The organism is Bradyrhizobium sp. HKCCYLRH1034, assembly GCF_051168375.1.
Lineage (GTDB): Bacteria > Pseudomonadota > Alphaproteobacteria > Rhizobiales > Xanthobacteraceae > Bradyrhizobium.
Window position 1 is genome coordinate 85,740 of sequence record NZ_JBNPUW010000007.1, and the last position, 23,235, is coordinate 108,974.

The 23,235-nt window shown below is 61.3% G+C and carries 36 protein-coding genes and 1 tRNA gene; 19 read left to right on the top strand and 18 right to left on the bottom strand.

Annotated elements, in window-relative coordinates; genetic code table 11:
- Positions 1 to 275 precede the first annotated feature (275 nt).
- Complete coding sequence (locus tag ACQR0W_RS18115) at positions 276 to 941, bottom strand: protein-L-isoaspartate O-methyltransferase family protein (protein ID WP_316170217.1); 666 nt, start codon at positions 939 to 941, stop codon at positions 276 to 278.
- 133 nt (positions 942 to 1,074) lie between these two features.
- A complete protein-coding gene (locus tag ACQR0W_RS18120) occupies positions 1,075 to 1,260 on the bottom strand; it encodes a hypothetical protein (protein WP_316168012.1) in 186 nt (61 codons plus the stop codon).
- Between the two features lie 257 nt (positions 1,261 to 1,517).
- On the opposite strand from ACQR0W_RS18120, the gene ACQR0W_RS18125 reads away from it, so the two are divergent.
- The 5 genes from ACQR0W_RS18125 to ACQR0W_RS18145 all read left to right on the top strand — a co-directional run bounded on the left by ACQR0W_RS18125 (position 1,518) and on the right by ACQR0W_RS18145 (position 5,182).
- Positions 1,518 to 1,592 (top strand) — tRNA-Asn (locus ACQR0W_RS18125).
- A 228-nt stretch (positions 1,593 to 1,820) separates the two neighbouring features.
- Positions 1,821 to 3,134: a tyrosine-type recombinase/integrase gene (locus ACQR0W_RS18130; protein ID WP_434840751.1), complete on the top strand. Its 1,314-nt coding sequence runs from the start codon at positions 1,821 to 1,823 to the stop codon at positions 3,132 to 3,134.
- A 106-nt stretch (positions 3,135 to 3,240) separates the two neighbouring features.
- Entirely contained in the window at positions 3,241 to 3,708 is a 468-nt protein-coding gene (locus tag ACQR0W_RS18135; RefSeq protein WP_434840750.1) for a thermonuclease family protein, read from the top strand.
- Positions 3,709 to 3,791: 83 nt separating this feature from the next.
- Positions 3,792 to 4,529, top strand: coding sequence for a class I SAM-dependent methyltransferase (locus ACQR0W_RS18140; RefSeq protein ID WP_434840749.1), 738 nt, complete (start codon positions 3,792 to 3,794; stop codon positions 4,527 to 4,529).
- Positions 4,530 to 4,618: 89 nt separating this feature from the next.
- Positions 4,619 to 5,182, top strand: a complete 564-nt coding sequence (locus ACQR0W_RS18145; protein ID WP_434840748.1) for a hypothetical protein — start codon at positions 4,619 to 4,621, stop codon at positions 5,180 to 5,182.
- Between the two features lie 54 nt (positions 5,183 to 5,236).
- Here ACQR0W_RS18145 and ACQR0W_RS18150 read toward each other — a convergent pair whose 3' ends face one another.
- Positions 5,237 to 5,620 carry a hypothetical protein gene (locus tag ACQR0W_RS18150; protein ID WP_434840747.1) on the bottom strand — a complete coding sequence of 128 codons (384 nt, stop codon included), beginning with the start codon at positions 5,618 to 5,620 and terminating at the stop codon, positions 5,237 to 5,239.
- A gap of 209 nt (positions 5,621 to 5,829) precedes the next feature.
- Between ACQR0W_RS18150 and ACQR0W_RS18155 the strand changes: the two genes are divergently transcribed.
- Genes ACQR0W_RS18155 through tcmP form a run of 5 tightly spaced genes read left to right on the top strand, consistent with a single transcriptional unit; the run spans position 5,830 to position 8,873 of the window.
- Positions 5,830 to 6,243 carry a hypothetical protein gene (locus ACQR0W_RS18155; protein WP_434840746.1) on the top strand — a complete coding sequence of 138 codons (414 nt, stop codon included), beginning with the start codon at positions 5,830 to 5,832 and terminating at the stop codon, positions 6,241 to 6,243.
- 49 nt (positions 6,244 to 6,292) lie between these two features.
- Positions 6,293 to 6,841 carry a hypothetical protein gene (locus tag ACQR0W_RS18160; protein WP_434840745.1) on the top strand — a complete coding sequence of 183 codons (549 nt, stop codon included), beginning with the start codon at positions 6,293 to 6,295 and terminating at the stop codon, positions 6,839 to 6,841.
- Positions 6,842 to 6,871: 30 nt separating this feature from the next.
- The gene (locus tag ACQR0W_RS18165) at positions 6,872 to 7,534 is read left to right on the top strand and encodes an SOS response-associated peptidase (RefSeq protein WP_434840744.1); all 663 of its coding nucleotides are present in this window, start codon (positions 6,872 to 6,874) and stop codon (positions 7,532 to 7,534) included.
- A 13-nt stretch (positions 7,535 to 7,547) separates the two neighbouring features.
- Positions 7,548 to 7,958: a hypothetical protein gene (locus ACQR0W_RS18170; RefSeq protein ID WP_434840743.1), complete on the top strand. Its 411-nt coding sequence runs from the start codon at positions 7,548 to 7,550 to the stop codon at positions 7,956 to 7,958.
- A gap of 15 nt (positions 7,959 to 7,973) precedes the next feature.
- Positions 7,974 to 8,873, top strand: a complete 900-nt coding sequence (tcmP, locus tag ACQR0W_RS18175) for a three-Cys-motif partner protein TcmP (protein ID WP_434840742.1) — start codon at positions 7,974 to 7,976, stop codon at positions 8,871 to 8,873.
- Here tcmP and ACQR0W_RS18180 read toward each other — a convergent pair.
- From ACQR0W_RS18180 to ACQR0W_RS18230, 11 genes are all read right to left on the bottom strand, one after another.
- Positions 8,829 to 9,572, bottom strand: coding sequence for a DUF5131 family protein (locus ACQR0W_RS18180; RefSeq protein WP_434840741.1), 744 nt, complete (start codon positions 9,570 to 9,572; stop codon positions 8,829 to 8,831). The two genes, tcmP and ACQR0W_RS18180, sit on opposite strands and share 45 nt — an antisense overlap.
- A gap of 121 nt (positions 9,573 to 9,693) precedes the next feature.
- Positions 9,694 to 10,053, bottom strand: coding sequence for a hypothetical protein (locus tag ACQR0W_RS18185; RefSeq protein ID WP_434840740.1), 360 nt, complete (start codon positions 10,051 to 10,053; stop codon positions 9,694 to 9,696).
- Positions 10,054 to 10,057: 4 nt separating this feature from the next.
- Positions 10,058 to 10,237 carry a hypothetical protein gene (locus tag ACQR0W_RS18190; protein ID WP_434840739.1) on the bottom strand — a complete coding sequence of 60 codons (180 nt, stop codon included), beginning with the start codon at positions 10,235 to 10,237 and terminating at the stop codon, positions 10,058 to 10,060.
- Positions 10,237 to 10,425: a hypothetical protein gene (locus ACQR0W_RS18195; RefSeq protein ID WP_434840738.1), complete on the bottom strand. Its 189-nt coding sequence runs from the start codon at positions 10,423 to 10,425 to the stop codon at positions 10,237 to 10,239. Before ACQR0W_RS18195 ends, ACQR0W_RS18190 begins: the two co-directional genes overlap by 1 nt.
- Positions 10,422 to 11,207, bottom strand: coding sequence for a hypothetical protein (locus tag ACQR0W_RS18200; RefSeq protein WP_434840737.1), 786 nt, complete (start codon positions 11,205 to 11,207; stop codon positions 10,422 to 10,424). Before ACQR0W_RS18200 ends, ACQR0W_RS18195 begins: the two co-directional genes overlap by 4 nt.
- A gap of 25 nt (positions 11,208 to 11,232) precedes the next feature.
- The gene (locus tag ACQR0W_RS18205) at positions 11,233 to 11,451 is read right to left on the bottom strand and encodes a hypothetical protein (RefSeq protein ID WP_434840736.1); all 219 of its coding nucleotides are present in this window, start codon (positions 11,449 to 11,451) and stop codon (positions 11,233 to 11,235) included.
- Positions 11,452 to 11,460: 9 nt separating this feature from the next.
- Positions 11,461 to 11,808 carry a hypothetical protein gene (locus ACQR0W_RS18210; protein WP_434840735.1) on the bottom strand — a complete coding sequence of 116 codons (348 nt, stop codon included), beginning with the start codon at positions 11,806 to 11,808 and terminating at the stop codon, positions 11,461 to 11,463.
- A gap of 3 nt (positions 11,809 to 11,811) precedes the next feature.
- Positions 11,812 to 12,198 carry a hypothetical protein gene (locus tag ACQR0W_RS18215; RefSeq protein ID WP_434840734.1) on the bottom strand — a complete coding sequence of 129 codons (387 nt, stop codon included), beginning with the start codon at positions 12,196 to 12,198 and terminating at the stop codon, positions 11,812 to 11,814.
- A gap of 13 nt (positions 12,199 to 12,211) precedes the next feature.
- Positions 12,212 to 12,430 carry a hypothetical protein gene (locus ACQR0W_RS18220; protein WP_434840733.1) on the bottom strand — a complete coding sequence of 73 codons (219 nt, stop codon included), beginning with the start codon at positions 12,428 to 12,430 and terminating at the stop codon, positions 12,212 to 12,214.
- Positions 12,431 to 12,496: 66 nt separating this feature from the next.
- Positions 12,497 to 12,676, bottom strand: coding sequence for a hypothetical protein (locus ACQR0W_RS18225; protein ID WP_434888671.1), 180 nt, complete (start codon positions 12,674 to 12,676; stop codon positions 12,497 to 12,499).
- A gap of 220 nt (positions 12,677 to 12,896) precedes the next feature.
- Positions 12,897 to 13,073 (bottom strand): hypothetical protein, encoded by a 177-nt coding sequence (locus ACQR0W_RS18230; protein WP_434840732.1) that lies wholly within the window; start codon positions 13,071 to 13,073, stop codon positions 12,897 to 12,899.
- Between the two features lie 36 nt (positions 13,074 to 13,109).
- Here ACQR0W_RS18230 and ACQR0W_RS18235 point away from each other — a divergent pair, with 36 nt between their 5' ends.
- From ACQR0W_RS18235 to ACQR0W_RS18245, 3 genes are all read left to right on the top strand, one after another.
- Positions 13,110 to 13,733 carry a hypothetical protein gene (locus tag ACQR0W_RS18235; protein ID WP_434840731.1) on the top strand — a complete coding sequence of 208 codons (624 nt, stop codon included), beginning with the start codon at positions 13,110 to 13,112 and terminating at the stop codon, positions 13,731 to 13,733.
- A gap of 234 nt (positions 13,734 to 13,967) precedes the next feature.
- Positions 13,968 to 14,234, top strand: a complete 267-nt coding sequence (locus tag ACQR0W_RS18240; protein ID WP_434888672.1) for a hypothetical protein — start codon at positions 13,968 to 13,970, stop codon at positions 14,232 to 14,234.
- Positions 14,231 to 14,425, top strand: coding sequence for a hypothetical protein (locus ACQR0W_RS18245; protein WP_434840730.1), 195 nt, complete (start codon positions 14,231 to 14,233; stop codon positions 14,423 to 14,425). Before ACQR0W_RS18240 ends, ACQR0W_RS18245 begins: the two co-directional genes overlap by 4 nt.
- 141 nt (positions 14,426 to 14,566) lie before the next feature.
- Here ACQR0W_RS18245 and ACQR0W_RS18250 read toward each other — a convergent pair whose 3' ends face one another.
- The 3 genes from ACQR0W_RS18250 to ACQR0W_RS18260 form a co-directional block, all read right to left on the bottom strand.
- A complete protein-coding gene (locus ACQR0W_RS18250; RefSeq protein WP_434840729.1) occupies positions 14,567 to 15,337 on the bottom strand; it encodes a hypothetical protein in 771 nt (256 codons plus the stop codon).
- An 869-nt stretch (positions 15,338 to 16,206) separates the two neighbouring features.
- Complete coding sequence (locus ACQR0W_RS18255) at positions 16,207 to 16,707, bottom strand: terminase small subunit (protein ID WP_434840728.1); 501 nt, start codon at positions 16,705 to 16,707, stop codon at positions 16,207 to 16,209.
- Positions 16,707 to 16,913 carry a hypothetical protein gene (locus ACQR0W_RS18260; RefSeq protein WP_434840727.1) on the bottom strand — a complete coding sequence of 69 codons (207 nt, stop codon included), beginning with the start codon at positions 16,911 to 16,913 and terminating at the stop codon, positions 16,707 to 16,709. Before ACQR0W_RS18260 ends, ACQR0W_RS18255 begins: the two co-directional genes overlap by 1 nt.
- 949 nt (positions 16,914 to 17,862) lie before the next feature.
- Between ACQR0W_RS18260 and ACQR0W_RS18265 the strand changes: the two genes are divergently transcribed.
- The 6 genes from ACQR0W_RS18265 to ACQR0W_RS18290 all read left to right on the top strand — a co-directional run bounded on the left by ACQR0W_RS18265 (position 17,863) and on the right by ACQR0W_RS18290 (position 21,363).
- Positions 17,863 to 18,105 (top strand): helix-turn-helix domain-containing protein, encoded by a 243-nt coding sequence (locus ACQR0W_RS18265; protein WP_434840726.1) that lies wholly within the window; start codon positions 17,863 to 17,865, stop codon positions 18,103 to 18,105.
- Between the two features lie 267 nt (positions 18,106 to 18,372).
- Complete coding sequence (locus tag ACQR0W_RS18270; RefSeq protein WP_315751108.1) at positions 18,373 to 18,876, top strand: NUDIX domain-containing protein; 504 nt, start codon at positions 18,373 to 18,375, stop codon at positions 18,874 to 18,876.
- A gap of 15 nt (positions 18,877 to 18,891) precedes the next feature.
- Positions 18,892 to 19,737, top strand: a complete 846-nt coding sequence (locus tag ACQR0W_RS18275; RefSeq protein ID WP_316170215.1) for an EamA family transporter — start codon at positions 18,892 to 18,894, stop codon at positions 19,735 to 19,737.
- A 230-nt stretch (positions 19,738 to 19,967) separates the two neighbouring features.
- Entirely contained in the window at positions 19,968 to 20,432 is a 465-nt protein-coding gene (locus tag ACQR0W_RS18280; RefSeq protein WP_315711869.1) for a response regulator, read from the top strand.
- Positions 20,410 to 20,814 (top strand): response regulator, encoded by a 405-nt coding sequence (locus ACQR0W_RS18285; protein ID WP_315711868.1) that lies wholly within the window; start codon positions 20,410 to 20,412, stop codon positions 20,812 to 20,814. The genes ACQR0W_RS18280 and ACQR0W_RS18285 overlap by 23 nt, the downstream gene beginning before the upstream one ends.
- Before the next feature lie 369 nt (positions 20,815 to 21,183).
- Positions 21,184 to 21,363 (top strand): hypothetical protein, encoded by a 180-nt coding sequence (locus ACQR0W_RS18290; RefSeq protein WP_315711867.1) that lies wholly within the window; start codon positions 21,184 to 21,186, stop codon positions 21,361 to 21,363.
- Between the two features lie 114 nt (positions 21,364 to 21,477).
- On the opposite strand, the gene ACQR0W_RS18295 is transcribed toward ACQR0W_RS18290, so the two are convergent.
- Positions 21,478 to 23,211 (bottom strand): methanol/ethanol family PQQ-dependent dehydrogenase, encoded by a 1,734-nt coding sequence (locus ACQR0W_RS18295; protein WP_316170214.1) that lies wholly within the window; start codon positions 23,209 to 23,211, stop codon positions 21,478 to 21,480.
- Positions 23,212 to 23,235 lie beyond the last annotated feature (24 nt).

Here is a 23,235-nt window from a genome sequence, read left to right on the forward strand (position 1 = left end):
CCATTCATTTGTTACCGGCTCGAACGCCAGAGCCGGGCCGTAACCTGTTGAAGAGACTCCCGCGCACCTCGCACCTTATTCCCCATGCAAGCGCAACGGAACCACCCAAGCCTGGAACCCGTATCGAAAACTGTCAACGTGCAGCATCCAGGCCACACTTCTGATTTAAAACAGAATTTTGCCCGCCCGCGGCCGCGAAGACGACGCACCAAACCGTGCTGCGCGACGGGCGGCCCGGCAGTTCAGGAGAGTCGCTAAGGACCTCGTCGGACGACTTAAAAAACGAACTCGGGGACCCGTTCGAGACCGGAAATGACCGGCGCCGCAGCATCGAACAGAACCCTGCTGCCGATATCACCATGCGATCGCGTAAAGATCATGGCGCGGGCGGGACGCGCGGTGGCGAAGACGCCGACCAGGCGGCCGCCCTCCTTCAATTGACGGCACAGACCGTCCACGGCGACCTCGGTCGCTCCATTGAGGAGAATCACGTCGAAGCGGCCGTCCGCCGGATCACCCTCCGCGGCCGGCGCGACCCGAATCGTAACCGGGCAGCCATCGACGGCGGCAAGCAGCTGCTTGGCGCGCCCTTCGATGGCAGAATCGACCTCCGTCGCCGTCACGCTGCCCGCCAGTCGGGCGGCCAGCGCGGCGAGATAGCCCGTTGCACATCCAACCACCAGCACGCTGTCGGTCGGCTTGATCTCGGCAGCCTGCAGCAGTTTTCCCGTCAGCATCGGCTTGATCAGATACCGCTTGGCCGAGGCGGATTCGGAGACGTCGAGATCCAAGTCGAGATAGGCCAGCGCCTGCCGATCTGTGGGAACGTAGGCTTCCCGCGGCACGGTCAACAACGCATCCAGCACGCGGTGATCGGTGACGTCGTTGGTCCGGACCTGACCATCGACCATTTTCTGGCGCGCCGTCGCGAATGAAGACATGAGCAGACCTGCAAGCAAAGCGGATGGACCGCGGACGATCTGCGCAATCTTTTGGTACAAGGCCCTGGAAAAGGCAACATGCGGGTTTCAACGGAGCCGCTGGGACGCCGCCTGTGAGTGCGCCGACCGCCGGCTACTCGATCACCACGGCCAGTCGCCCGAGCAACTGCACGATCTCGTCAATATGTTCGGAATCACCGCGCGTCATCATGTCGGCCAACCGCGTGAGACATTCGTCATCGCTGAGACGCTCGACCTGGTCGGGAATCAACGAAGGCGCGGAGACTGCTTCAGCGAATGGGACGACGGTGTTTGGCATCTACGACACTCCATGACCGCGGGCACTGGCCGGTTCCAGCAAACTATCGGGGCCGGTTTGCTCCCCTCCAAGTGAATTTCCTGTCATCGAACTGTGGGCGACCGCTGCCCAGCAAGTGTTCAAAATCAATCTAACCATCTGAAATTTCGGTATTTTATTCCTGAGCCCGCAATCGTCGCAAAGATGCGATTTCGTTCTATGCAAGGCGAAACGGCTTTGTTATACGCAGCCGCATTCGCGAACATTGCTTCGCCTGTTCCTCGGTAGCTCAGCGGTAGAGCATTCGACTGTTAATCGAATGGTCGCTGGTTCGAATCCAGCCCGGGGAGCCATTTGGCTCTTACCGCCACTTCCCAAACATTCCAGATCGATCCAAAACGCAGGCCCAACATCCTGCTTTTGCTATTGTTCTTGGCATAAATCCCTTCCGCCCCCGTCCTGAGACTTCCCAAACATCGCCCGGACATGGGGGTATCGGTTGGGGGTACCGGCCTTTTGGGGGTGCAAAGTTGGGGGTATCATCCATTCGTTCCCCAAACGGAGCCCGGAGATACTCCCAAATGAAGGCGATCCATAAGCTTACCGACGCCAAGATCAGGTCGTTCAAGCCCAAGGCCGCGCCGTACAAGGTGTCGGACGGCGGCGGGCTTTACCTGCAGATCATGCCGACCGGAGCCCGCTATTGGCGTTACAAGTTCCGAATCGGCGGCAAGGAACAGACGTTCGCGATCGGAACCTATCCCACCGTCACCCTTGCGGAGGCCCGCGAAGAACACCGCAAAGCGGCCTCGCTCGTCCAGCGCGGCGGCGATCCGAACGCCGAAAAGCGCAATCGCAAAGAGGAGCAGAAGCAGGCGGTGCCCTTTCGCGAGGTCTCCGCGCTCTGGCTGAAAGAGCAGGCCTTGGGCGATGGCGTCGCCAGCAAGACGGCCGACCGCGCCGAGCGCATGGTCCGCTATCTCGACAAGGCCTTTGGCAAGAAGCAGATCGCCGAGGTCAAAGGGGCCGATCTGGTCGAACTGCTGCGCAAGGTCCAGGACGAGGGTAAATACGAGACTCGCGTCCGGCTCCAGGGCGTCGCCAAGAACATCATGGCTTATGCGCAGAGCCACCATTACATCCCGGCCAACCCGTTCGCTGGCATCAACAATGACGGCAAGGCCTTCCGAGGCACCAAGCGGAGCCGGAAGAAGCGCCCTGCTCTGGTGACCGAGGTCGAGTTTGGCCAATTGCTCCGGGCGATCGACCAATACGAGGGCCGCGAAGGCAATCTCACGGGCATTGCATTGAAGCTGCTCGCCCTGACCTTCGTCCGGCCGGGCGAATTGATCGGCGCCCGATGGGACCAAATCGATTTCGAGGCCCGGAAATGGTCGGTGCCATTCAATATCCTGAAGCAACGAACGCAGAGGGCCGAGTCGGACGATCCCCGCGCGGGCAAGCCGCACGAAGTCCCGCTCGCGAGGCAGACCATTGGCCTGCTGCAGGAGCTGCATGATTTGACCGGGGACACGCCGTACCTGTTCCCTGGCCGCCAGTCGGCCCGGACCATGAGCGAGAACACGCTCAACGTCGCGCTCAAGGCCATGGGCTACACCAACCGGCACGTTGCCCACGGCTTCCGCTCCAGCGCCTCGACCCTCATCAATGAGGCCCGCATTGAGCGGAACGGCCGTCCGGATTGGCTTTGGCCGGAGCAAGGCACCCTCGTTGAGATGCAGCTCGACCACAACGATGATTCGACCCGCTCGCTTTACAAGCGCTCGGCCGATGGCGCTTGGCGCGAGCGGACCGAGATGATGCAGTTTTGGGCCGACAAGATCGACGAGCTGCGGACCCCTCCGAAACCCGATTTGCGAGCCGTGGCCGCATAAGCGAGAGCCCCTGATGCAGTGTCCGCCCCCATCAATCTTCGCATTGTTGGCAGTGGCATGCCTTGCATCCTTACCCTCGACTGCGTCGGCGTTCGCTGATGATCTCGTGGGCCACGCCACCGTTGTCGACGGCGACACCATCGAAATCCACGGCCAACGCATTAGGCTATGGGGCATCGACGCGCCGGAGAGCGACCAACTCTGCCGCAACGACGAGAGCGACCTTTACCCATGCGGCCGACAGGCAGCGGCGTCGCTCGCCGCGCTGTTCTACGCGATCCCCCGCCCGGTCACCTGCTCTCCACGAGGCCAAGACCAATATGGCCGCACAGTTGCGGTCTGCGTGCTCGGAATCCCCGGTCCGGACCTTGGCCAATGGCTGGTCGCCAACGGCCATGCTCTCGACTGGCCGAAGTACTCGCAGGGTCGATACGAGGACAAGCAACGCGGAGCGGAGAAAGCTGGCCGTGGCATATGGTCGGGCAGCTTCGTTGAGCCGTGGCGTTATCGGGAGTGCATCCGTGCCGGCGGACGTCCCGCCGCCTGCTCCGACGATCCAGACCAACGTCCATAGAGCCGCCATTGTCACCTGATCATCAGGTACATACACCCTAACCCGCGTTGCCAATCTGCATCGCTTCTGCCAAGCGTAAGCCCATGAGCCCGAATTACGAGTTTGTATTTCAACGAGCGCTTTCGCTATCGGGAGTTGAGCGGCCCCGCGTCCTGGATTACGGCTGCGGGCGCGGCGAGGTAGTCACTCACGGGCGTCAGGCTGGCTACGAGTTTTTTGGAGCAGATTTGGACGCCCCGGCGTCGGAACGTCCCGAGCACTTCCGAGCGCTCCGGGATGGCCGACTCGACTTCGATGACGGGTTCTTCGACGTCGTCATCTCGAACCAAGTATTCGAACACGTCAGAGACCCAGAGCTTGCGGTGTCCGAGATCGCCCGCGTGCTGAAGCCTGGAGGGACGTTCCTGGCTTTGTTTCCTGACCGGACGTCATGGTTCGAGGGCCACGTCGGGCTTTACTTCGTGCAGCACCTGCCCGATGCCATGGCGCATCGCTACATGCGCGCCGCCCATCGCCTCGGCTTCGGCTACTACCGAGAGGGCAAGAGCCCGAAGGACTGGGCCGATTTCATGCTGAACCAGCTCAAGACTGACGTCTTCTACTACTCGCCCAAGGACCTGCGAACCTGGTGGCGATCGGCTTTCGGTTCTGCTCCGGTCGCGGCCGAGGCTGACTTTATGCGGTTCCGCCTCCAGTCCAACGGACTTGAAGGGCTGTCACGGCTCGCGCACGCGCCGGTGGCTGCGAACATCCTCGCATTCGTCTGCCGCAAGCGGGCCGGCATCGTTTGGGTAACACGCAAGTCCAGCGCCCCAGCTTGATGGGATCGCTGGCCGCGTGACCGACTGTTTCCGGTGAGATTGCGCTTCTCCACCGCTTCCGGTTGAATAGCCCGATGAGATCGGGGAGCGTGATCATTCTGCTGGGGCTCACTGCCCTGGTGTCGTATTCGGTCGGGCAGCAAGGCGCGCCCGGCAACGGCACGGCCACGCCTGCACCTACCCCGGTCCCTGCCGCGCAAGTCACCCTGACCAAGCCGGTGGCGTTTACGGCCGTCCCGGCCGAAACGGCGAGCCCGCCTGCCACAAGACCGGAGACCGAACGTCGGGTCATTGCGGCGCCGACCAATCTCGCCCCGTCAGCGAAGCCAGAAAGCAATCGCCAGCCCGCTCCAACGCAGGCCAAGCTCGCGCCGCCGGAGAAGCCGGCCGCACCCGATACAAAGCGCAAGGTTGAGACCGCGCTCACGGCAGCAGCAATCGTGGCGATCCTGATCAAGGCCAGCCGAGACCAGTACTACCGCACGGGCCACCCCTGCGCCTGTCCGGACGATCTGATGCGGAACGGCAGAGCCTGCGGAGCGCGCAGCGCACACTCAAAGCCAGGAGGGGCATCGCCCCTGTGCTATCCGAGCGATGTGACAGCCGAAATGATTGACACCTATCGGCGTCAAGCGACACAGGCGAGTCGATAGGAACGGGTCCACGCCATCGGCGGCACGGATGGCGCGTCGCTCGCGCCGCCGGTGTTACCCCTGCGGCTTCATGCCAAGGCGCTCGCCGCACATGCTGCCGTAAGCCCCCACCACGCCGAGGAGGCCGTCACCCGCGTTCGGGTCCTCCGTGTTGAGCTGTTCTATGATTCCGGTCGGCGATACGACGACGTTGACCTTACATGCGTAGGTCTTTGCGCTTCTGTCACTCGTTAACGTGGTCTCGGTCGCAAGCTGCCAGACATACGACGATTGACCGCTGTTCATCCGGAAACTGCTGGTCGGCGGCCCCCACTTCATCACGAGGGTATCGACATTCTTGCCGACATATTCCTGACCGAGGCGCGCCCGGACCTCCGGCGCAGATGCTGCACAAGCGCCCAATACGGCACAGATGGCCGTCACCCCAACCAATCGCATCGGCTCCCCCTCTAATACCAATGAACCGCAATCGTTCGGGTCTGGCAACACCCCAGGTAGCGCCGTGAATCTTTTTCCCGAATTATCTCTGGGATTGGGCAACGCGCCGCCGGCTAAAGGTCACCCGGTCCCGCAGCTTGCGCCGAGCGTATGCACAGCCCCAAGACCTAGCGGCTTTCCTGAAGCGGCAATTGGCGAGATCATGGAGCATGAGCACCAAGTCGCGCGAACGCCTTTACGGGTCCGCCATTCGCATTGCAGCGGAGCAGGCCGCTCGCGCACGCAAGGAGGCAGATCGCCTTGCCTGCATCGCCTGGAACAAGCTCATGCTTGAAGCCGGCGGACCGGCGCAGCCGTCGCCGACGCTCGGCGACGCCTTGAACGCGGGTTTCGGTTATCTTGAGGTTCGATGCCTCGGCTGCGACACCAACCAGACCGTGGCGCTCGACATCGTGCGGCGACCGAAGACAACGCCCATTCATGAGCTGGAGCGCTACATGCGCTGCAAGGACTGCTCGGCGCTGCGGGCCTATTCGTACAAGCGGAGCGTGCTGGTCGCGTTGCGTGAGACCAAGATTTCAGCTGCGCACCCGGCTTCGGTCTGGTGGCCGGGAGAGCGCTGATCAGTTAAGGCAGCAAACGTATTCCAACACACCGATGAGGTAACTCGACATGAGCCGTTTTGAAGAACTCACCAAACTGTTCAACCCATGGCGCAGAAATTGGGTTGAACAATACCGTGCACATCAAACCCTCCCGTATCGTATAGCAAGGCACATTCAGAACTTTCTCGGCTGTCCTGAATACTTTGGCGATCCCAATCCAACTTCGGGAGATCAACGACACAGGTACGTGTCACCGACCCATGCGATATGGGACAACGAGAACGGCTTTTTCAATCTGCAAGCTCATGATGACATGTATGCGGATGTCGAGTTTCACGAGGACGGGCATTTCTATTTTGGCCTTCGCGTGTTCCTGGAACATGCTCCCAGGACCTACCCAAAGGAGGCATTCTGGTTGCTATATCGAAGTCGGTTCGACGGTTCGCGATTCTTCGTAACAGAGCAGAGTTCTAGGCAAGAGTTTGACGTAGGGTTCGATCCACTGATCCTCGACCCACTCGCCGAGAATCTTTTCGAACGACTCAAGGCAGATTTGAACAAGAGCCCAATGGTGGTGACGGACTTCGATCGTCCTCGCAAAATCGGCTTTGTTTGACAGTTAGAGCGGCACTAATCAACGAAGCGCATGTGCAATCTGTACTCCATCACTACGAACCAAGCCGCGATCGCCGAGCTGTTCCGGATCGTCCGGCGTTACGAAGGCAACCTGCCGCCGATGCCCGGCGTGTTCCCGGACTATCCGGCGCCGGTCATTCGCGGCAACGACGACGATCGCGGGCTGGTGCTGATGCGCTGGGGTATGCCGCCTCCTCCGCGCACGGGCGGGCCGCCGGTCACGAACATCCGCAACACGTCCTCACCCCACTGGCGCGGCTGGCTAAAGCCGGAGAACCGCTGTCTGGTCCCGTTCAACAGCTTCGCCGAATACGCACCGGAGCCGAACCCGGAGACGAAGAAAAAGGACGTCGTTTGGTTCGCGCTATCGGATGATCGGCCGCTGACCTGCTTTGCCGGCATCTGGACCGAGTTCAAGGGTGACCGTGGCACCAAGTCGAAGCCTGTGCCGGGCCCGCATCTGGTCTATGGGTTCCTGACCACAGAGCCCAACGCCGTGGTCGCGCCGATCCATCCCAAGGCCATGCCGGTTATCCTAACCACGGCCGAGGAGCGCGAGGTCTGGCTGCGTGCGCCGTGGGATGAAGCCAAGGCGCTGCAGCGGCCGTTGCCGGATCACGTGTTGCATATCGTGATGCGGGGCACTGAGAAGGAAGATATGGCGCCAACATAAAATCGATCGGCGGATGCGTCGTCCGTCGCGCGAGGCGGAAACCGGCGAATGTCGGTCCTCTAAGGTGACAGAGATTCTGGCGATGGATTGGGTTCAGTACCTGAGTGCTCTGCTGGTTCCCTCGCTCGCAATCTTTGGGGCTGTCATCGCCGGGCTCCAATGGAGAACTAACGAGCGTAAACGCAAGCAAGACCTGTTTGATAGGCGTTTCGCCTTCTACATGAAGGCCGTTTCGTACTACGAGGACTTCTGGTCCGATAGAGCTGGCACAAGCTCTGCCTACGATTGGAAGACCCTCTACGTCGAAGCCGGCTTCCTGTTCGGGCCGGATATCGTCAAGCATTTACAGTCAATGAATGGCAAGATGAAGTTTGATATTCAGTGGTTTTCCGAGCCGTTTGGGAAATATATGCAGCTGAAATGACGGATGGGGGCGGTGATGTCAGTCGAGCATGAATTTGGCGGGCAACATACTGACCTGAAATTGTCGATCGTCGAAGGTTATCTCAATGCTTACACCCGTGCGTTGCGCGGGCATTTCGAGCATCTTTGGTATATCGACGCATTTGCTGGCACCGGCAGCCGTACGGTACGGACAGAGCGCCGAGGCGCAACTCTGGTCGAATTGCCTGTCGACGAAGTATTAGACCAAAGGCGCGGCTCCGCGCAGATCGCAGTCGATGTCTCGCCCCCGTTCGATTTTATCGTCTTCATTGAAAAGAACAGCAACTACGTGGCCGCGCTCAACGATCTCGCGGCAAAGCACCTGCAGCGGCGCATCCAAGTTGTTGAGAGTGACGCAAACACAGCACTGCGGCTGTTGGTCGCCAATAACACGTGGAATGACAAGCGCGCCGTGGTTTTCCTAGACCCTTATGGGATGGAGGTGGAATGGAACACGTTGGAGGTGCTCGCAAGGACCGAGGCCATCGATGTTTGGTTTCTTTTCCCGTTGGCTGGGTTGTATCGGCAGGCGACGCGACGGCTCACCGACATCGACGAACACAAACGAGCTGCGCTTACTAGGATATTTGGGTCTGACAAGTGGGAGTCTGAGCTCTATCCTGATGGCGATCCCGACATGTTCGGCGTCATACCCGAAAGAAGGCGCGAACTCGATCCGCGAGGCTTGGAGCGTTACGTTCAGCAGCGGCTAGGCGAAATATTTTCCACCGTGCTGGCCCCTCTCGCCCTTCCAATTGATCGGGGGCCACAGATGTTCTCGCTATTTCTCTGCATCTCGAATCCGGCGCCCAGTGCGATCGGCTTGGCACAGCGTATTGGGAACCACCTACTAGACCCGAAGCGGCATCTCATCATACGTTCGTCCGCGCAATAGGCGTCCGGCGGCTTTCTTGTTCTTGCCGCCCCATTGTTTGAAGAAGAAGGCGGTTCCGTCGCGGCGACACATGGCTTTGACCTCGTCGACCCATCGCGGGTCCATTGGCCGTGCTCGCGGACCACTCTCGCCCCCGACTATCGCCCAATGAATGTCGGAGAGGTCGGCCGCTGCGACTGATCCCAGCAATGGCTCAAATGAAATGAACCGAACAACAGACCGCGTTCGGCGAAGTTCTTCGACCCGATCAAGATGATCAGCGCTCTCAACGCTTGTGCCAAGCCAGACGTTCGACAGCACCGGCAATGATGAGGTGATCGCTGCCATCCGATCAGGTCGTTTCGTGAGGACCTGATACGTGTGCTGCGGCGTGGTCTTCATCGTTGACCACACGTCTGCAACAAAATCTTGGGGTACATCCGGATGGAAAAGATCGGACATCGAGTTGACGAAGATGTGCCGGGGCCTTTTCCAGGAGATCGGCACCTCGAGCGCTTGTCGGTCAACGGCAATTCTCCCGGTCCAAACCGCTCGCCCGCCGCTCTTCCTGGTGAGCCGGCTATATTTCGTAACTCCCATAGCTTCGAGACGAGCTGCCATCCGCATTGCATAACAATTGGTGCAGCCAGCCGACAGCACAGTGCAGCCAGCTACTGGGTTCCAAGTCGCGTCCGTCCATTCGATGTTCGTCTCGGCCATGACGATCCTCCATCTGGTACAAGACCTGACACGCGCTCGTTAAGCAACGCTAAACCGATTCGCCAAGCAATGTCCGCGCCGTCGGCACTCCGTCCCGCCGGATGCGCGCGCGTTCGCCCAGCTAGAATGAGAACGTGTATCGTAATGACCGAGCGATGCCAGCGTGCGTCGTCATCAGAGCGATCGGGCGGGTCGAGTCAGCCGTGACAGACTCGAACATGCCGTTTGATGTGGTCGCGAACCTCTGGACGATCTTACCAGGGATGATCCGCTCGCCTTCGCCCGCCGACCTCAGCTCATAGCCCGCCTCCGTCAGCTCGCTGACCAGGGACGATCCGGGCACGCACTCGACGATAACCGGATCGGCCCCCGGCAGCGACACAATCCAGCCGCCGCGCGCGGTCACCCACCGATTGAGAGCCGCAAACCGCTCGTTGGCACTCTTGGCCGGCTCGAACTGCTTGCCGGGGAAATGCCTCATGTGGCTACTCGCAATCGTGGGCATAGGCCATGACCTTATCAACGAGGTCCTGCAACACCTTGCGCAGGCCGGTGACATCTTTACGTCCCGGCGTGTGACGCAGCGTGACAAGCCGTGTCGCCACGTTCGCCATGATCTCGTCGATGGCTCGCAACTCGTAATCCTTGGCGGTCGGGATGGCCATCAGTGAACCGTGATCTTGACCGCGCCGGCTGCCGCCGCGCCGAACTCATCTCGAACGGCGCCGATGATCTCCGCGCGCGTCTTGGGTGGCCAGCTTGGCACCCCGGCCGGACACCAAGGATGCCTCATCCGGTCGTGCATCAGGAGATCAACGGCCTCGTTGATGCGGGGATTGTCGCTGTAGGTCACCCCTGCCCTCCGTATTGACCGGACGCCAGCATTGCCAAGTAGCGCCGCTTATTGGCGGCATACATCCGCTCTTTATCGTGGTCCGACATGTGCAGCCCGCTCACCGCACCAAACGAGTTGCGGGCAATGGCCCGTTCCTCGGCGGTCAACGTGATCGTTCCGATGTCCTGCCTGCCCGATGCCGTCGGCACGCCTCGCGAAACCGGCGCCGAAACCGGAACACGTCGAGCCGGTGCCTGAGAGAGAAGTCGCGGCAGCGATGCCCCTGATTGCGGCGCTGGCTCCGCTCCAGGTCGTTGGACCGAGACGACGGCGGGTGTCGCGGAGGACGCCGGATCGGTCCGCAGCGCCCCGGTGCGGGTCCGCTGGATCAGCTCAAGGTCGGCTGTGACGCCTCCGAGGATACGGCTCTTCATCGCCTCGGTGTCGTCCTCGACGCCGTCCGCCAAGGCTGCCGCGTAATGCCGCGACGCCAGCGGCGCGATGCCGGGGTCCAGGAGACGCGGATATTGCTTCAACGTCTCGCGCTTGAACTCGGAGATGCCGGGGATGCGGTCAATCTGTTCCTCGATCGTTGGGGGGCGCGGCGGCGGCTGCTTCGCCAGCTCCTCGGCGCGGCGCTGCGCCTCTAGCGCTTGCTTGATTGGGTCGTCCGGTCCGGCATGGGTCGCAGCATCTGCCGATGGTTCGGACGGTGCACCTGGCGGCGGCATATGGTCGACGACCGGCACAACGCCACCATCCTTGAACGCCAGCGGCTTCCGATACTTCCGACGGGTCACCAACGGGTCACCAAAGGGCTTGAGGTCAGGCGCTGACGCGGCGGACGTTCGGCATGTAATCGTCCTCGCCGACATGGTTCTTGTCGGTCCGGCCCGGTCCGCCCGCCTTCGGCTTTTTCTGGCCGCTATGATACGAGTTCTCGCTGGCGCGCTCGGCCCAATAGCCGAGGTCCACCGGACTGCGGCTCGCACCGCTCGGGCCAGCCTGTCGCTTGTACTCTCGTAGACGTTTGATGCTGCTCATTTCAGGCTCCTATTGGCCGCGTTCCCGGAAAGTCGTAACTTCCATCGGCTGCCCCATGTCATTGATCGGCACGTTGGCATCGCGCGTCTGACGCTCGGGGCGGTGACCACGCGCAGCCTCCTGCAGATATGAGGTGCGGGTGCGATTGAGGTACTCGGCGAGCGCCACGGCGACATCGCCATGCGTGCCATAGATGTTGCTGCAAGGCCGAATGCCTGCCGGATGCTCGACCTGTGCCGACCATTGCTTCGGGTTGTTGTTCATCTGCATCGCGCGGGCGATGCGCTTGTCGCCATTGGCTTCAAGCTCAACGATGTAGACCTCGGCAACGCGGCTGCTCTTGAGCGTCAAGACCATGGCTCACCTCCGGACCGTGCCCTGGTCGTCGCGGTAGGTCCCATCGCGCCGCATCTGCGCGTATCGCGCCTTCTGGCGTGAATAAATCTCAAGTTTCTGCTCGTGTGATAGGTTCGGGCTCTGACTGAAGTTCGACGCGACCTGCATCTCCTCGTCGGTCAGACCATGCGGGTTCTGGCGCTTCGCGGGGGCTTGAGCGAAATACGCATTCGCGCGCTGAGCCAGCATGGCATGCTGCGCGTCAAGCTCAAGAATGCGGTTCGCCGCGTAGTTGACCCGATCCGGGTCCTCGGACATGCGGCCCGCCTCCAGCTCGGCCACATGCTCGGCCCGCTCGGCCTCGATGCGCTGCGCTTGCGCCGTCAGGATTGCTTCATAGCTGTATGACATCGGAACACTCCTGTCAGATTGCCTTGCAAGATGCGCCGGGTTCGGCGCCATTTGATTGCTGCTGCCGAACAGCAGCAATTGCGCCCTGCTGCATCAGGTAGATGTTGACCGCCTGCCGAAGATGGTCTGATCGATCAATCAGGGACATCTCAGCGAGCAATTCGAGCGCGGCGTATTGCTCCGGAGTTGTCCAGAATTCCAGCTTGATAGGAAAGCGCGGCTTCTTGGCCATGACGTCAACCTGATCTCTACATGTCACGATCGGCGTCAGCGCCGACTGCAACGTTCCTTTGCCCTGTCAGTGCCGGGGCACAATCCCGCCGGAGCAATCGCGATAGTCGCTCCAAGCGTCCGCGAGCCGATCGTTGGCCTTGTTCAATTTCGTGGGTGACCCGCCGCGCCGATATTCCTCGGTTGCTCGGCGGACGTCTGCTTCTGCTGCGGCGATCGCAGCGGCAGAGCGTTCCAGATCGCTCATAACCTGTTCTTTCTTGAACTTGCCATCACATAAGCGCAGTTTATACCCGGAGCTGGCGGCATGCAACGCGCCGTCTTGTGTCATAGGAGACGAGTGTGCAGCCGCGCTACGTCAGTGTTAGTAGTTCGGGGTCAAGCCCGTGGCAGTTGACAAACTGGCACAGCAAGCCGCCTATGATGCTCGGCTTCGGAATCCGCGTTGCGTCGTTGTCGTCGCAATATCAGATCGACGTCACCATGGACGACCCGACCAACGTCTTCCCGTCGTCAGCCGGCCCGACTGTCTTTTCGGCGAGCGCGATCGGCGGCCCGTTGACCAGCTCGGCAAACCAGATCGCCAGCATTTCGACATGTCCCATCGCCGCATGGCGTCTGACCAACAGCAGCACGGGCGGCATTGTAACGGTCACGGCACTCCAAGTTGGACTCGGATGATGGTCGGCGACAACGACATCATCACGCAGGGGCGCGAGGCCATGGCTCGCATCCGAGAGGGCGAACGGATGTCATTTCAGGACTGGTGCGCTGTCGGCCGCGCCTGTCGCATCGGCCGCCGCGAGGCGATGGCCCTGGCCAAGGTCAACTCGCCGAAGGGGGCAGCGTACAGCCTCCGCATGAATGGCTGGCTAGCTGATCAAGGACTCGGAGACATCAGCCGCGTGGATCAGTTCTGGTCGATGCAGATGGCCGACAATGCGGAAGCGATCGCGACGTGGCTTGACGCCCTGCCCGCAGCCAAGCGGCGCCGCTTCACGTCACCGCACGGCATCGTCAACGGCTGGCAGAGGAGCTTTCAACGCCCGTCGCCGAAGGTGCGAAACATCGTCCAGAAACCGCGCCAGGTATGGAAGCCGAAAGCCGCCCCGATTGGCATTCCAGGCGACATGATCCAGCGCGCGGCCCTCGCTTTGCGCGACGGATGGTGCAATGACGTCGTTGTTCTTGCTCGTCTCGCTCTTCAGGCCGCCATCCGCAGCGAGGCAGATGTCATCGAGCTGCTTCCGATCAGACGGGGGCCGGCTGCCGCCCGTGCCGGCAATCACGCACCTGCCGTGTAGCCGGGGCTATTGTTTACGGGGCAAGCCGTAACATAGATTCAAGTCTTGATAGAGACGACAAGAACATCAGCGGCGCTGATATGCATCGTGGTCGTACTCATACGCCGATTGTGGCACCCGGACCGATTAACTAACGGTAACCGAACGGCGCGGCAGGCGGTGGCTAAGTCCCGATCCAGAGCCGCAACAAACCGCGCCGGCTAACCCGTTGATCCGGAACGATCAAAAAAGTCGATGCCAGATGCGCAGCAAAAGATCACCTTCGCCGAGATGCGCGCCGCTGGCTTGCGCGGCGTCTTGGGTCTGCAAGATTACAAACGCGGGCATGGGTCCGGTTCTCGCCAGATCAATGGTCAGAAGCGCGGCGCGCTCCGCGAAACAAGGGGCGGCCGGCGAGCTGACACGATCCAAAAAGCCGTCGCATTGGCGCTGATCGCCCCTGGCGCCCTGTCCATGGCCCGTGCTTGGCTATTGCGGGCTTTTCGAGGTTTCCGACCATGATCAAAGTTTGGGTTCTGCTGATCTTTACGAGCAACGCTCCTGCCGTTGATCTCTCGACCATCGAGACCGTCAAGCACGCATTCCGAAGTTTCGACGAATGCCAGCAGGCGCGAGCTGCGCTCGAAGCAACTTGGGCCGCGCAGCACCGCTGGGCGCCTTCGCGCTGCGATGAAGTCGTCGTCCCGCCATGAACCGCAGCAGCCAACGCGCAATGCTGGGAGAGGCGGCACGGCGACGCAGGGGTGAGAAGGAGGAGGCCCGCGCGGAGGTGATGTCAGGCCGGATTGGCAACGTCGATGATCAGCGCCGGGTTGGGCCTCCAAGCAAGCCACCTACTCCATGGCCCGTTTCTTCCAATCTGGGCCGCATTCGTCATCTGAGCAATTGTGGCGATCGCAAAGCTCTCCCTCGGCCCGCACGGGCTGGTTTGCAGGATAGGTAGCAAAGTTGAAAGTTGGCAGAGGTCTCGCGATGTAGCAATACTCGGTCAAATGCCAACCGCCGAGGATGTCCTGATACCTAATTATACCCGCAGCCCCGAATTTTGGGCCGTTTTGCATCTGCTTGAAGCCTTCGGGATTGTTTCCCACCGTCTGAGCTATAGAGCTTCCTTTTGGGGCAATCATTCTGTGCGCGCGCGGCTGCTGTTTTGAGGGATCGCCCCAAGGGAAACCGGTCGGGAGCCCAACCGTGCCCTGTGTAAACGTTGTCATGTTTCTGGTCTGAGTATTGCCGGCATTCTCGATCAGCGGAAACGCCAGCCATACACGCCCAGGGTCCGATGGCTCTTGATACGTGATATACTGAAATGCGTTCGAAAACACGAAAGCCCGGTTCGCTACAATCGTGCCTTCGCGGGCGATCAAGGCTTGCCAACCCGCGAAAATCGCCGCAGCAAAACCACCAATCGCTGCGATGAACCCGAAGAGCGCTGTCGCGTAGTCGATCCAGTGTTTGCTACTCCCTCTCAAACCTGTTGTCTCCGCAGAAGCAGGTTGGATTTCGCTATGGGGCCGGTCCAGGGGCTGCCCGTCAGCCGTCGTGGCCTTTTGCGTCTGGCCATGTGACGCCTGTGTTTTGCGTCTACCCAGTTTTCTGTTCATCCCAAACACCCCCACCCCGATGATGACGGCGAGCCCGGCTCGACGTCGTCGCAACGTTGAGGCGGCATATATCGGATCGTCTCAAGACGCCTACGTCATCTGCGGCTCGGCAAGAACGAGACACATCTACGGAATGGAGCCGCCGGTTGATCACACTGGCGGCGCCTACTACTTCGTACCGAGCTTGCGAGCCACGGCGCTCGCGATGGCGTCAACGTCAGGCAAAACACCAAGGACAGCCCGACAGGTCGGACACTTGGCCACGAAACCACCCACAAGCGGACCCGTGACGGTGTTACCCACCGGCCCAGCTTCGAGTGCAACATTCGAGATCGCCTTATCGCAAGAAGGGCACTTTAAATTCATTGCACCGTCTCCGATTACCTAAAGTAGTAAGTGATCTTACCGACAGCTCAGGAGTCCCTCAAACGGGAAGACTGAGATATGCACCACCTTGCCGAGGTATCGATCCTCGTGGTCACGTCGGGTGACCATGGACCGACCTCCCCCAAAGCGGTCCCCATGGAAACCGCACCTCCTGAAAAGACAGGACTCCAGGATGCGCACGTGGCGGCAGGGGATCGGGTCCCATTTTCTCAGGGGCGGTGCGTTCAATGCGGCCCCTACCCCCGGTTGGGTCCCCCCGCCCGCCCTGGCCGGCGGCCCGCCCCTGCCGCCCGGCCTGCCGTGGTGCGGCGCGGCGGCTGGCGATCTCGTTGAGATGTTGCCGTAAGTGCGCTCGTCACTGTCTGGAACAGGCGGTGAGGCCTGTTCCGTTTTCTGAAGGAAAGAGAACATGCTCCAGGGTGAGGATCAAAGTCCCATTGATATTGTTTGGCTTTCTGCCAGATTTTGGCAGATGCCCCCAACTATCCCACCAACCGGGCCTTGTCGGCCGCTCGCCGTCGCGCGAGGTCGACCATGAACTCCAAGCCCTCGACCAGCTCGGCAGGCCCGCCGAAGTCGGCCTCAAGCCGGTCCAGGACCTCGTCAGGCGTCCGGCAGGCGTCACACTCGCCCGGGCCGCCGATCTCGATCTGATCGCGCAGCAGGCCCGTCAGCTTGCCGATCAGAGCGAGGCTGCCGTTGACCGCGCCGAACTGCTTCGCGGCCCGCGCGGCCTCGACCGTCGCCTGCAGCTCGGCGAGCAGCGACTGCACCGTGATCCTGTTTTTCTGCGCCACTGGCCGCTGTAGCTCGGTGATGCGTTCATTCACCTTTGCGTTCCTTAACAACCGGCTCGCGCAGGCGTCGGCGGCCGGACGATCTTCGAGTCCATAGACGATCTGATAGGCGCGGCCAGCGTTGAGGTTGTTGGCCAGCAGGGTATGACAGAAGGCTTCATGTTTGCGGTTGGGTAGTTCGGGCATCAGCGAGTCGACGTCAGCGTTGCATGGGCCAGTCCGAGCTGGGCCGACGTCATCGTACCATACGTCTCAAGCTGTCGTCCGATCGTTTCGAGCATCGCCTTGCGGCCCGGCGTCTGCGCTCGCCTGATCGCCATCGAAATCAGCAGCTCATGCTTGGTAGAACTCGCCGGGGTAACCATCGTCGTCTCCTCATCCGCGTGTGACATGTGCTCGCCTGTCGGCTGCGGCTCATGTCACGCGCTGGTCGTCACAGCCCCGCGCTAGTTGTTTTTGGACAGAGTCCGCCCTTTTCTCCGTGGGATGTGCGCAGGAGCCGGAGGCCCAATGCCGCGTACACACCCACGCCCCTGACTGGAGCAGAGGCATTTGCGCCTCCGGATACTCAGTGTCCGCCCCCGTGAGGGGGCGGCACACACCTCACGGTGCATGTCTCCGACGCACTTTCCGGCTGCGTCCAGCGCGGCGCTTGTCATTGCTCCGCGCCTGTTTACCTCCTCGGGTATGCCGAGCATTCCCACGGACCAGGTCGCAAGGGCACAGCGTTGCCTGGATTTGTTTGTTTCCGAGATGGAGCGCTCGGCGCGCTGCGGTCGTCATCGACGGCTTAACTTCAGACTGCCGGGCGACAGGAACACGGCCGGACTCGACCTGTCGCCACTTCAGCGACCGGTCTTCTGATGAGCTGATAATTGCAGGGACCACCGAGCAGCAATTATCGACACGCATTGAAGACCGGGTGCTGGTCTTCCGCGCATCGGGCAATTGCATGTACCGAGAATGAAGGCTATTTGGATGCTGTCCGGAGTTGAGGCCGGATGCCTTCTTCGCGGCGCGCGCAACTTGCCCTTGCGCGTGCCGCCCTCAGAAGCTGAGGGCTGGGGACCTTTTTACGGCTCATCCGAACGCGGCTCAATGCCAAGGGATTGGGCAAAACCGCCGATCCGTCAGCCCTCTTTAACAAACTCTTCCCAAGTCGCTTTAAGGGGCGCGCGTAAGCCGTTGGCTGCGCGTGCAGTTTATCTCTGTTAGTTGACCAGAAAATTATTTCGCGCGCTCTATCGACACTCGATCGACAACAGCGCCTTCCATGGACGCGCGCGATCAACTACAAACTACATCGTCCGACATTGGACGATTTCAAACCTGAGCGGAGACATGACTACATCGGCAGCGCGGCCCAAGCCGCGCCTGTGCACCGTCAAGGAAGCCTGCGACTATGCCAAGGTCAGCAAGAGCCAGCTGTACGTTCGGTTGGCCGCCGGAGAGGTGAAGGCCTACAAGCGCCACGGCACCACGCTGATCGACATGGACTCGCTTGATGCCATGAACTCCAACTTGCCCGAATGGAAGCCCGTCGCTGGAGCCGGTCCGCGCCGTCAGCGGAAGGCGAATCAGTGAGCCGAGGCGCGGGCAAAGTTGGGGGCACAAGTTGCCCGCGCCTCGCAAACACTGTCAAAATAGGCATCTTGTAACAAAATGTGATCCAGCCCGGGGAGCCATTCTGGCCATGCCGAATGGTTCTATATATCCTCCCAATCCCTCTTTCTTGTGACGCGGGACATCCGCCGATTGGCCGCGAACGTGCGCCGATCTTCGCTGTCTTGCCTTGACCGCGCATGGAGCGTCGGGCAAGCGGGGCGAATCTCTTGCAAGTGACGACCAGCGATGCCGATTTCCGATCATCTGAGAGCCGTCCGCAGCAAGATCGGCCATGATCTTTTGGCGACCACAGCGGTTTCCATCTCCGTGTTCGACAACCAGGGCCGCATTCTGCTCGGGCGCGACGCGGAGACGGGCCTCTGGACGTTGCCCGGCGGCGCCATCGATCCGAATGAGCACCCGGCCGACGCGGCCACCCGCGAATGCTTCGAGGAGACCGGGCTCGTGGTCCGGCCGATTCGCCTGCTCGGGGTGTTCGGGGGCCCGGAGTTCCTCATCCGCTATCCCAACGGTGATCTGACCTACTACACGGTGATCGCCTTCGAGGCCGTCATCGAAGGCGGCGCGCTTGCGCCCGATGGCGAGGAGATCGCGAGCCTTCGATTCGTCGATCGTGGGGAATGGGACCAGCTCCCGGTGTCGCCATCGAGCCGGATCATCTCGCGGCAGGCGCTCCAGCACGACCCCACCCCCTACTTCGCTGCCGCGAGCTGGCGGCCCGAAAGCTGAACCGGACTCGAGTCGTTGGATCCTGTCGCCGCAATTCTCATGCTGATGGCCGGTCTGCTTCACGCGAGCTGGCATGCCATCGTCAAGACCGGCAGCGGCCTCTCCCTCCTCGCTGGCATGGGTCTGGTCAGCAGCGCCCTGATCCTGCCCTTCCTGTTTCTCGTTCCCGTTCCGGCACTCGCGACCTGGCCGCTCATCGTGGCCTCACTGGTCTTGCACGCGGGCTACAAGGCGAGCCTCGCAATGGCCTACCGCTCGGCCGAGCTTGGACGCGCCTACCCGATCGCGCGTGGCATCGTTCCGCTGTTCGCAACGCTATTTGCCTCGCTGGGTCTGCAGCAACTGCCACGGAGCGGGCAGTTGATCGGAATTGCCGTCATCGTCCTCGGCATCACCGGCCTGGCGCGCGACCGAATCCACGGTCCGATCGACCGCCGTGCGTTCTGGGCCGCGGTCTGCGCCGCCGCACTGGTCGCCGGCTATTCGGTCGTCGATGCGGCAGGCACCCGGCAGACCGAAGGCTGGGCTTCGTTCACGGTCTGGATGATCGTGCTCGACAGTGTCGTGTTCTTTCTCGTCGCGATGATGCTGCGAGGACCTGCTCTGGTGGTGGAGATCCGAGACGCCTGGCTTCCGGTGCTGATCGCAGGCACCCTGGGGCTGACGTCATTCGTGGTATTCCTTTGGGCCTTGAGCCGCAATCCGATTGCCAATGTGGTCGCGTTTCGCGAATGCAGCGTCCTGTTTGCGACGCTGATCGGCGTGCTGTTCCTGAAGGAGCGTGCAACGCCGCGACGGCTCTGCTGCGCAGCGTTGATCGCAGTGGGGCTGGTCACGGTCGCCCTGCTCAAGCCGGACTGAGATTCTTCAAACAACCGGAGCCATCCACTCCCGGAAATCATAGTTCCATCTTCATCGCATGATGCACAACAGGCGGCCGGCCTGCGGCCCGGACAGGAAAGTTCCGTAAAACCGCTAGTTGCAGAATCGGGACAACTAATTCAGTGTTAACTACTTTGCCATTTTCGAGCCTCAGCCTATTGTCCTTGTAGCGTGAGCGTCCTTCAGTCCTGCTGATACTGAGGTGGCCCATGCCTACTGTCCTCATTATTGACGATGATTGTGCCACGCGCGCTGCGCTGGAAACATTATTGAAGAAGAAGCGGTTCTGCGTGTTTCTCGCGCCGGATGGTCCGACCGGCATTCGATTGATCGGCAGCGTGTCCTTCGATGCCGTCGTGATCGACATGTTCATGCCGGGCATGGACGGCATCGCAACCATTCGCGAGCTCATCAAGCTCGATCCCACGGTCCCGTTCATCGCGATCTCCGGCTACGCGTTCACCGACAAGAAACTGGGTGCTCCAGACTTCCTCGGTATGGCAATCAAGCTCGGAGCGACGGCAGCGTTGCAGAAGCCGTTCGACATCCTCGATCTGCTCGAAGCGGTCGATCGTGCGATCGAGGTGCGCCAACGACTTCTGAGCGAGGCGCGGCACGTCGCTCCTCATCCACGTCTGTCAGGAAGGGCTCATGATGAACATCCTGGTCGTTGATGACGAAGTCGGCGTTTGCTGTGTCATCCAGCACCTTCTGGTTCGCGAGGGCTACGCGGTCACTGCCGTCACCGACGGTCGGCTGGCCATGGATGCCGTGTCCCGCGATGATTTCGCCGCGGCTCTGATCGATCTCAACTTGGCCGACATGGACGGCAACGAGGTCATCCGGGCTGCACGGGCGGCCCGGCCCACGATGCCCATCGTGATGATGTCGGGCATGGTGCTGGAATCAGGACGCGGGACGCCTGATTTGCTCGGCCCCTCGCCCAGAATGGTCGGCCTTCATCGTTTGGCGAAGCCGTTCAAGCCGAAAGACCTGTCGCAGCTGATGCGCGACATTCTGGTGCAGGACACCGAGCTTCTCGCCGTCGCGGTTTGACCGCCAGCGATTCTGCCGCTTGCGTCGAGCCGGACGTTTGGAGCGGGTCGCCTCTTCGGCCTTTGCCAGTGAAGCGGCCTGCGACTCGCGGCAGGCGTTGCGGATCTCTTGCTCCCGGTCGGCTACGGGCCGGATCGTGATCGCTGCACGGCATCACCTGCCGCGCGGGCAGACGGGTCACCGACGACGCGAAGCCTTGGGATGTGAGCCCGTTCACACTGGAACAAAGCGGACCGCGGTATATTTGGAACGAAGGGCACCGCTAACCAATTGGGTCCGTCGTGCCCGATCGTTAGAATTTGAACGATCCGCTCAATTTGAAAAAAGTGGAATTTCGCCATCGTGGCTCGCAGTTTGCGCGAGGGCGAGATGAGCGAAGCCGAATACGAGTTGTTGATGGACGTTGTGAGAACCGCTATTGCGCCCGAGACCGAGACCGATTCCATGGCCCGCTTGTTCTCAATTCTGCATTTCCCCACGGCGGCCAACGACAACCAGGGCGCCTGGCCGCTGATCCCGTTTCCGGACGGCTGGTTCGCGGCCTGCTGACGCGCGATCTTCTGTCGTCATGCAAGCCAAGGGATCGGCACGCCGGAACGCTGCCGCGGTCTTCATTTTCTGAGATGGCGACTGCCGAGGCCGCCGCCCTTCAGATCACCGGCGCTACTTCCTGACTGCGAATACCCAGACGACGCCGCCCTGCGGGACGTTGTCCTCCAGACCAATGTCGCCTTTCGAGAGCGCATCCTGGATGCGCTGCGCATCGACGCCCCAGCCGGATTGCACGGCGATGTACTGCGTGCCATCCGCCTCATAGGCGACGGGCATGCCCATGATGCCCGAGTTCGTCTTCTGCTCCCACAGCAGCTCACCGGTCTTGGCATGGAACGCCCGGAACATCCGGTCGTTGGTGCCGCCGACCAGAACGAGATCGCCCGCCGTCGCGGTCACCGACCCGAACAGCTGGGATTTCGGGAAATTGTGCGACCACACCTTCTTGCCTGTCGCCGGATCCCAGGCCTGCAGCTCCCCGAAATGGTCGGCACCGGGCCGCACCGTGAGCCCGATGTCCTCGGCCTTGGTGCCGAGCCAGAGCTGGCCGGGAACGAGCGGCAGCTTCTCCCCGGTGAAGCCGCCGCAGAAATTCTCGTTCGCCGGCACGTAGACGAAGCGCGTCTTCTGGCTGTAGGCCGCGGACGGCCAGTCCTTGCCGCCCCACAACGAGGGACAGAAGTCGACACGCTTGCCGAGCGTCGGCTTGTGCGCGGGATCGACGATCGGCCGTCCCGTCTCGGGCTCAATTCCCTTCCAGACATCGGTGTGGACGAAGTTCCAGCCGTTGACGTAGTTGATTCGCTCCGGCGTGCGCTCGAGCACCCAGAAGATGGCGTCGCGTCCGGGATGGATCAGGCTCTTGAAGCTGCGGCCGTCCCGCTGCAGGTCGACCAGCATCGGTGCATCGACCTCGTCCCAGTCCCACGAGTCGTTCTGGTGATACTGGAAATGCGTCTTGATCTTTCCGGTCGCAGGATCCAGCGCGATCACCGAGCTGGTGTAGAGATTGTCGCCGGGGTGCAGGCCCCCCGGCCAGGGCGCGGCGTTGCCGACGCCCCAATACACCGTCTTGGTGTCCTTGTCGTAGGTGCCGGTCATCCAGGCAGACCCGCCGCCATTCTTCCAGTCGTCGCCGCTCCACGTGTCATGCCCGGGCTCGCCTTCGGAAGGAATCGTGAAGGTGCGCCAAAGCTCCTTGCCGTCCTCGGCGTCATAAGCGGCAACATAGCCGCGGACGCCGAACTCGCCGCCGGATCCGCCGACCATCACCTTGCCGTCGACGATCAGCGGCATCAGCGTGAGATATTGTCCCTTCTTGTAGTCCTGGACCTTCTTGTCCCAAAGCACCTTGCCGGTTTGGGCGTCGAGCGCGACCAGATGATCGTCCGTCGTGGCGAGGTAGAGCTTGTCCTGCCAGAGGCCGACGCCGCGATTGGTCGGATGCAGCTGGAACAGATCCTCGGGGAGCTCGCGCTTGTAGCGCCAGTACTGGTCGCCGGTCTTTGCGTTCAGCGCGATCACCTGCCCCATCGGCGTCGTGATGAACATGACGCCGTTGTTGACCAGAGGCGGCGCCTCGTGCCCTTCGACGACGCCGGTGGCAAAGGTCCAGACCGGCACCATGTCCTTGACGTTCGTGGTGTTGATCTGGTCGAGCGGACTATAGCCTTGGCCATCATAGGTCCGACGATACAGCATCCAATTGCCTGGCTCGGGATTTTCGAGCCGTGCGGGCGTGACAGGACTGTAGTTGTCGATCGGGCCGGCCACGGCTGCCGGTGCGGCGAGACAGGTGAACGCCACGGTGCTCGATAGCAGCCATTGCTTGATCGCGGTGGACATGGACAAACCTCCCCTGCTTCGTTT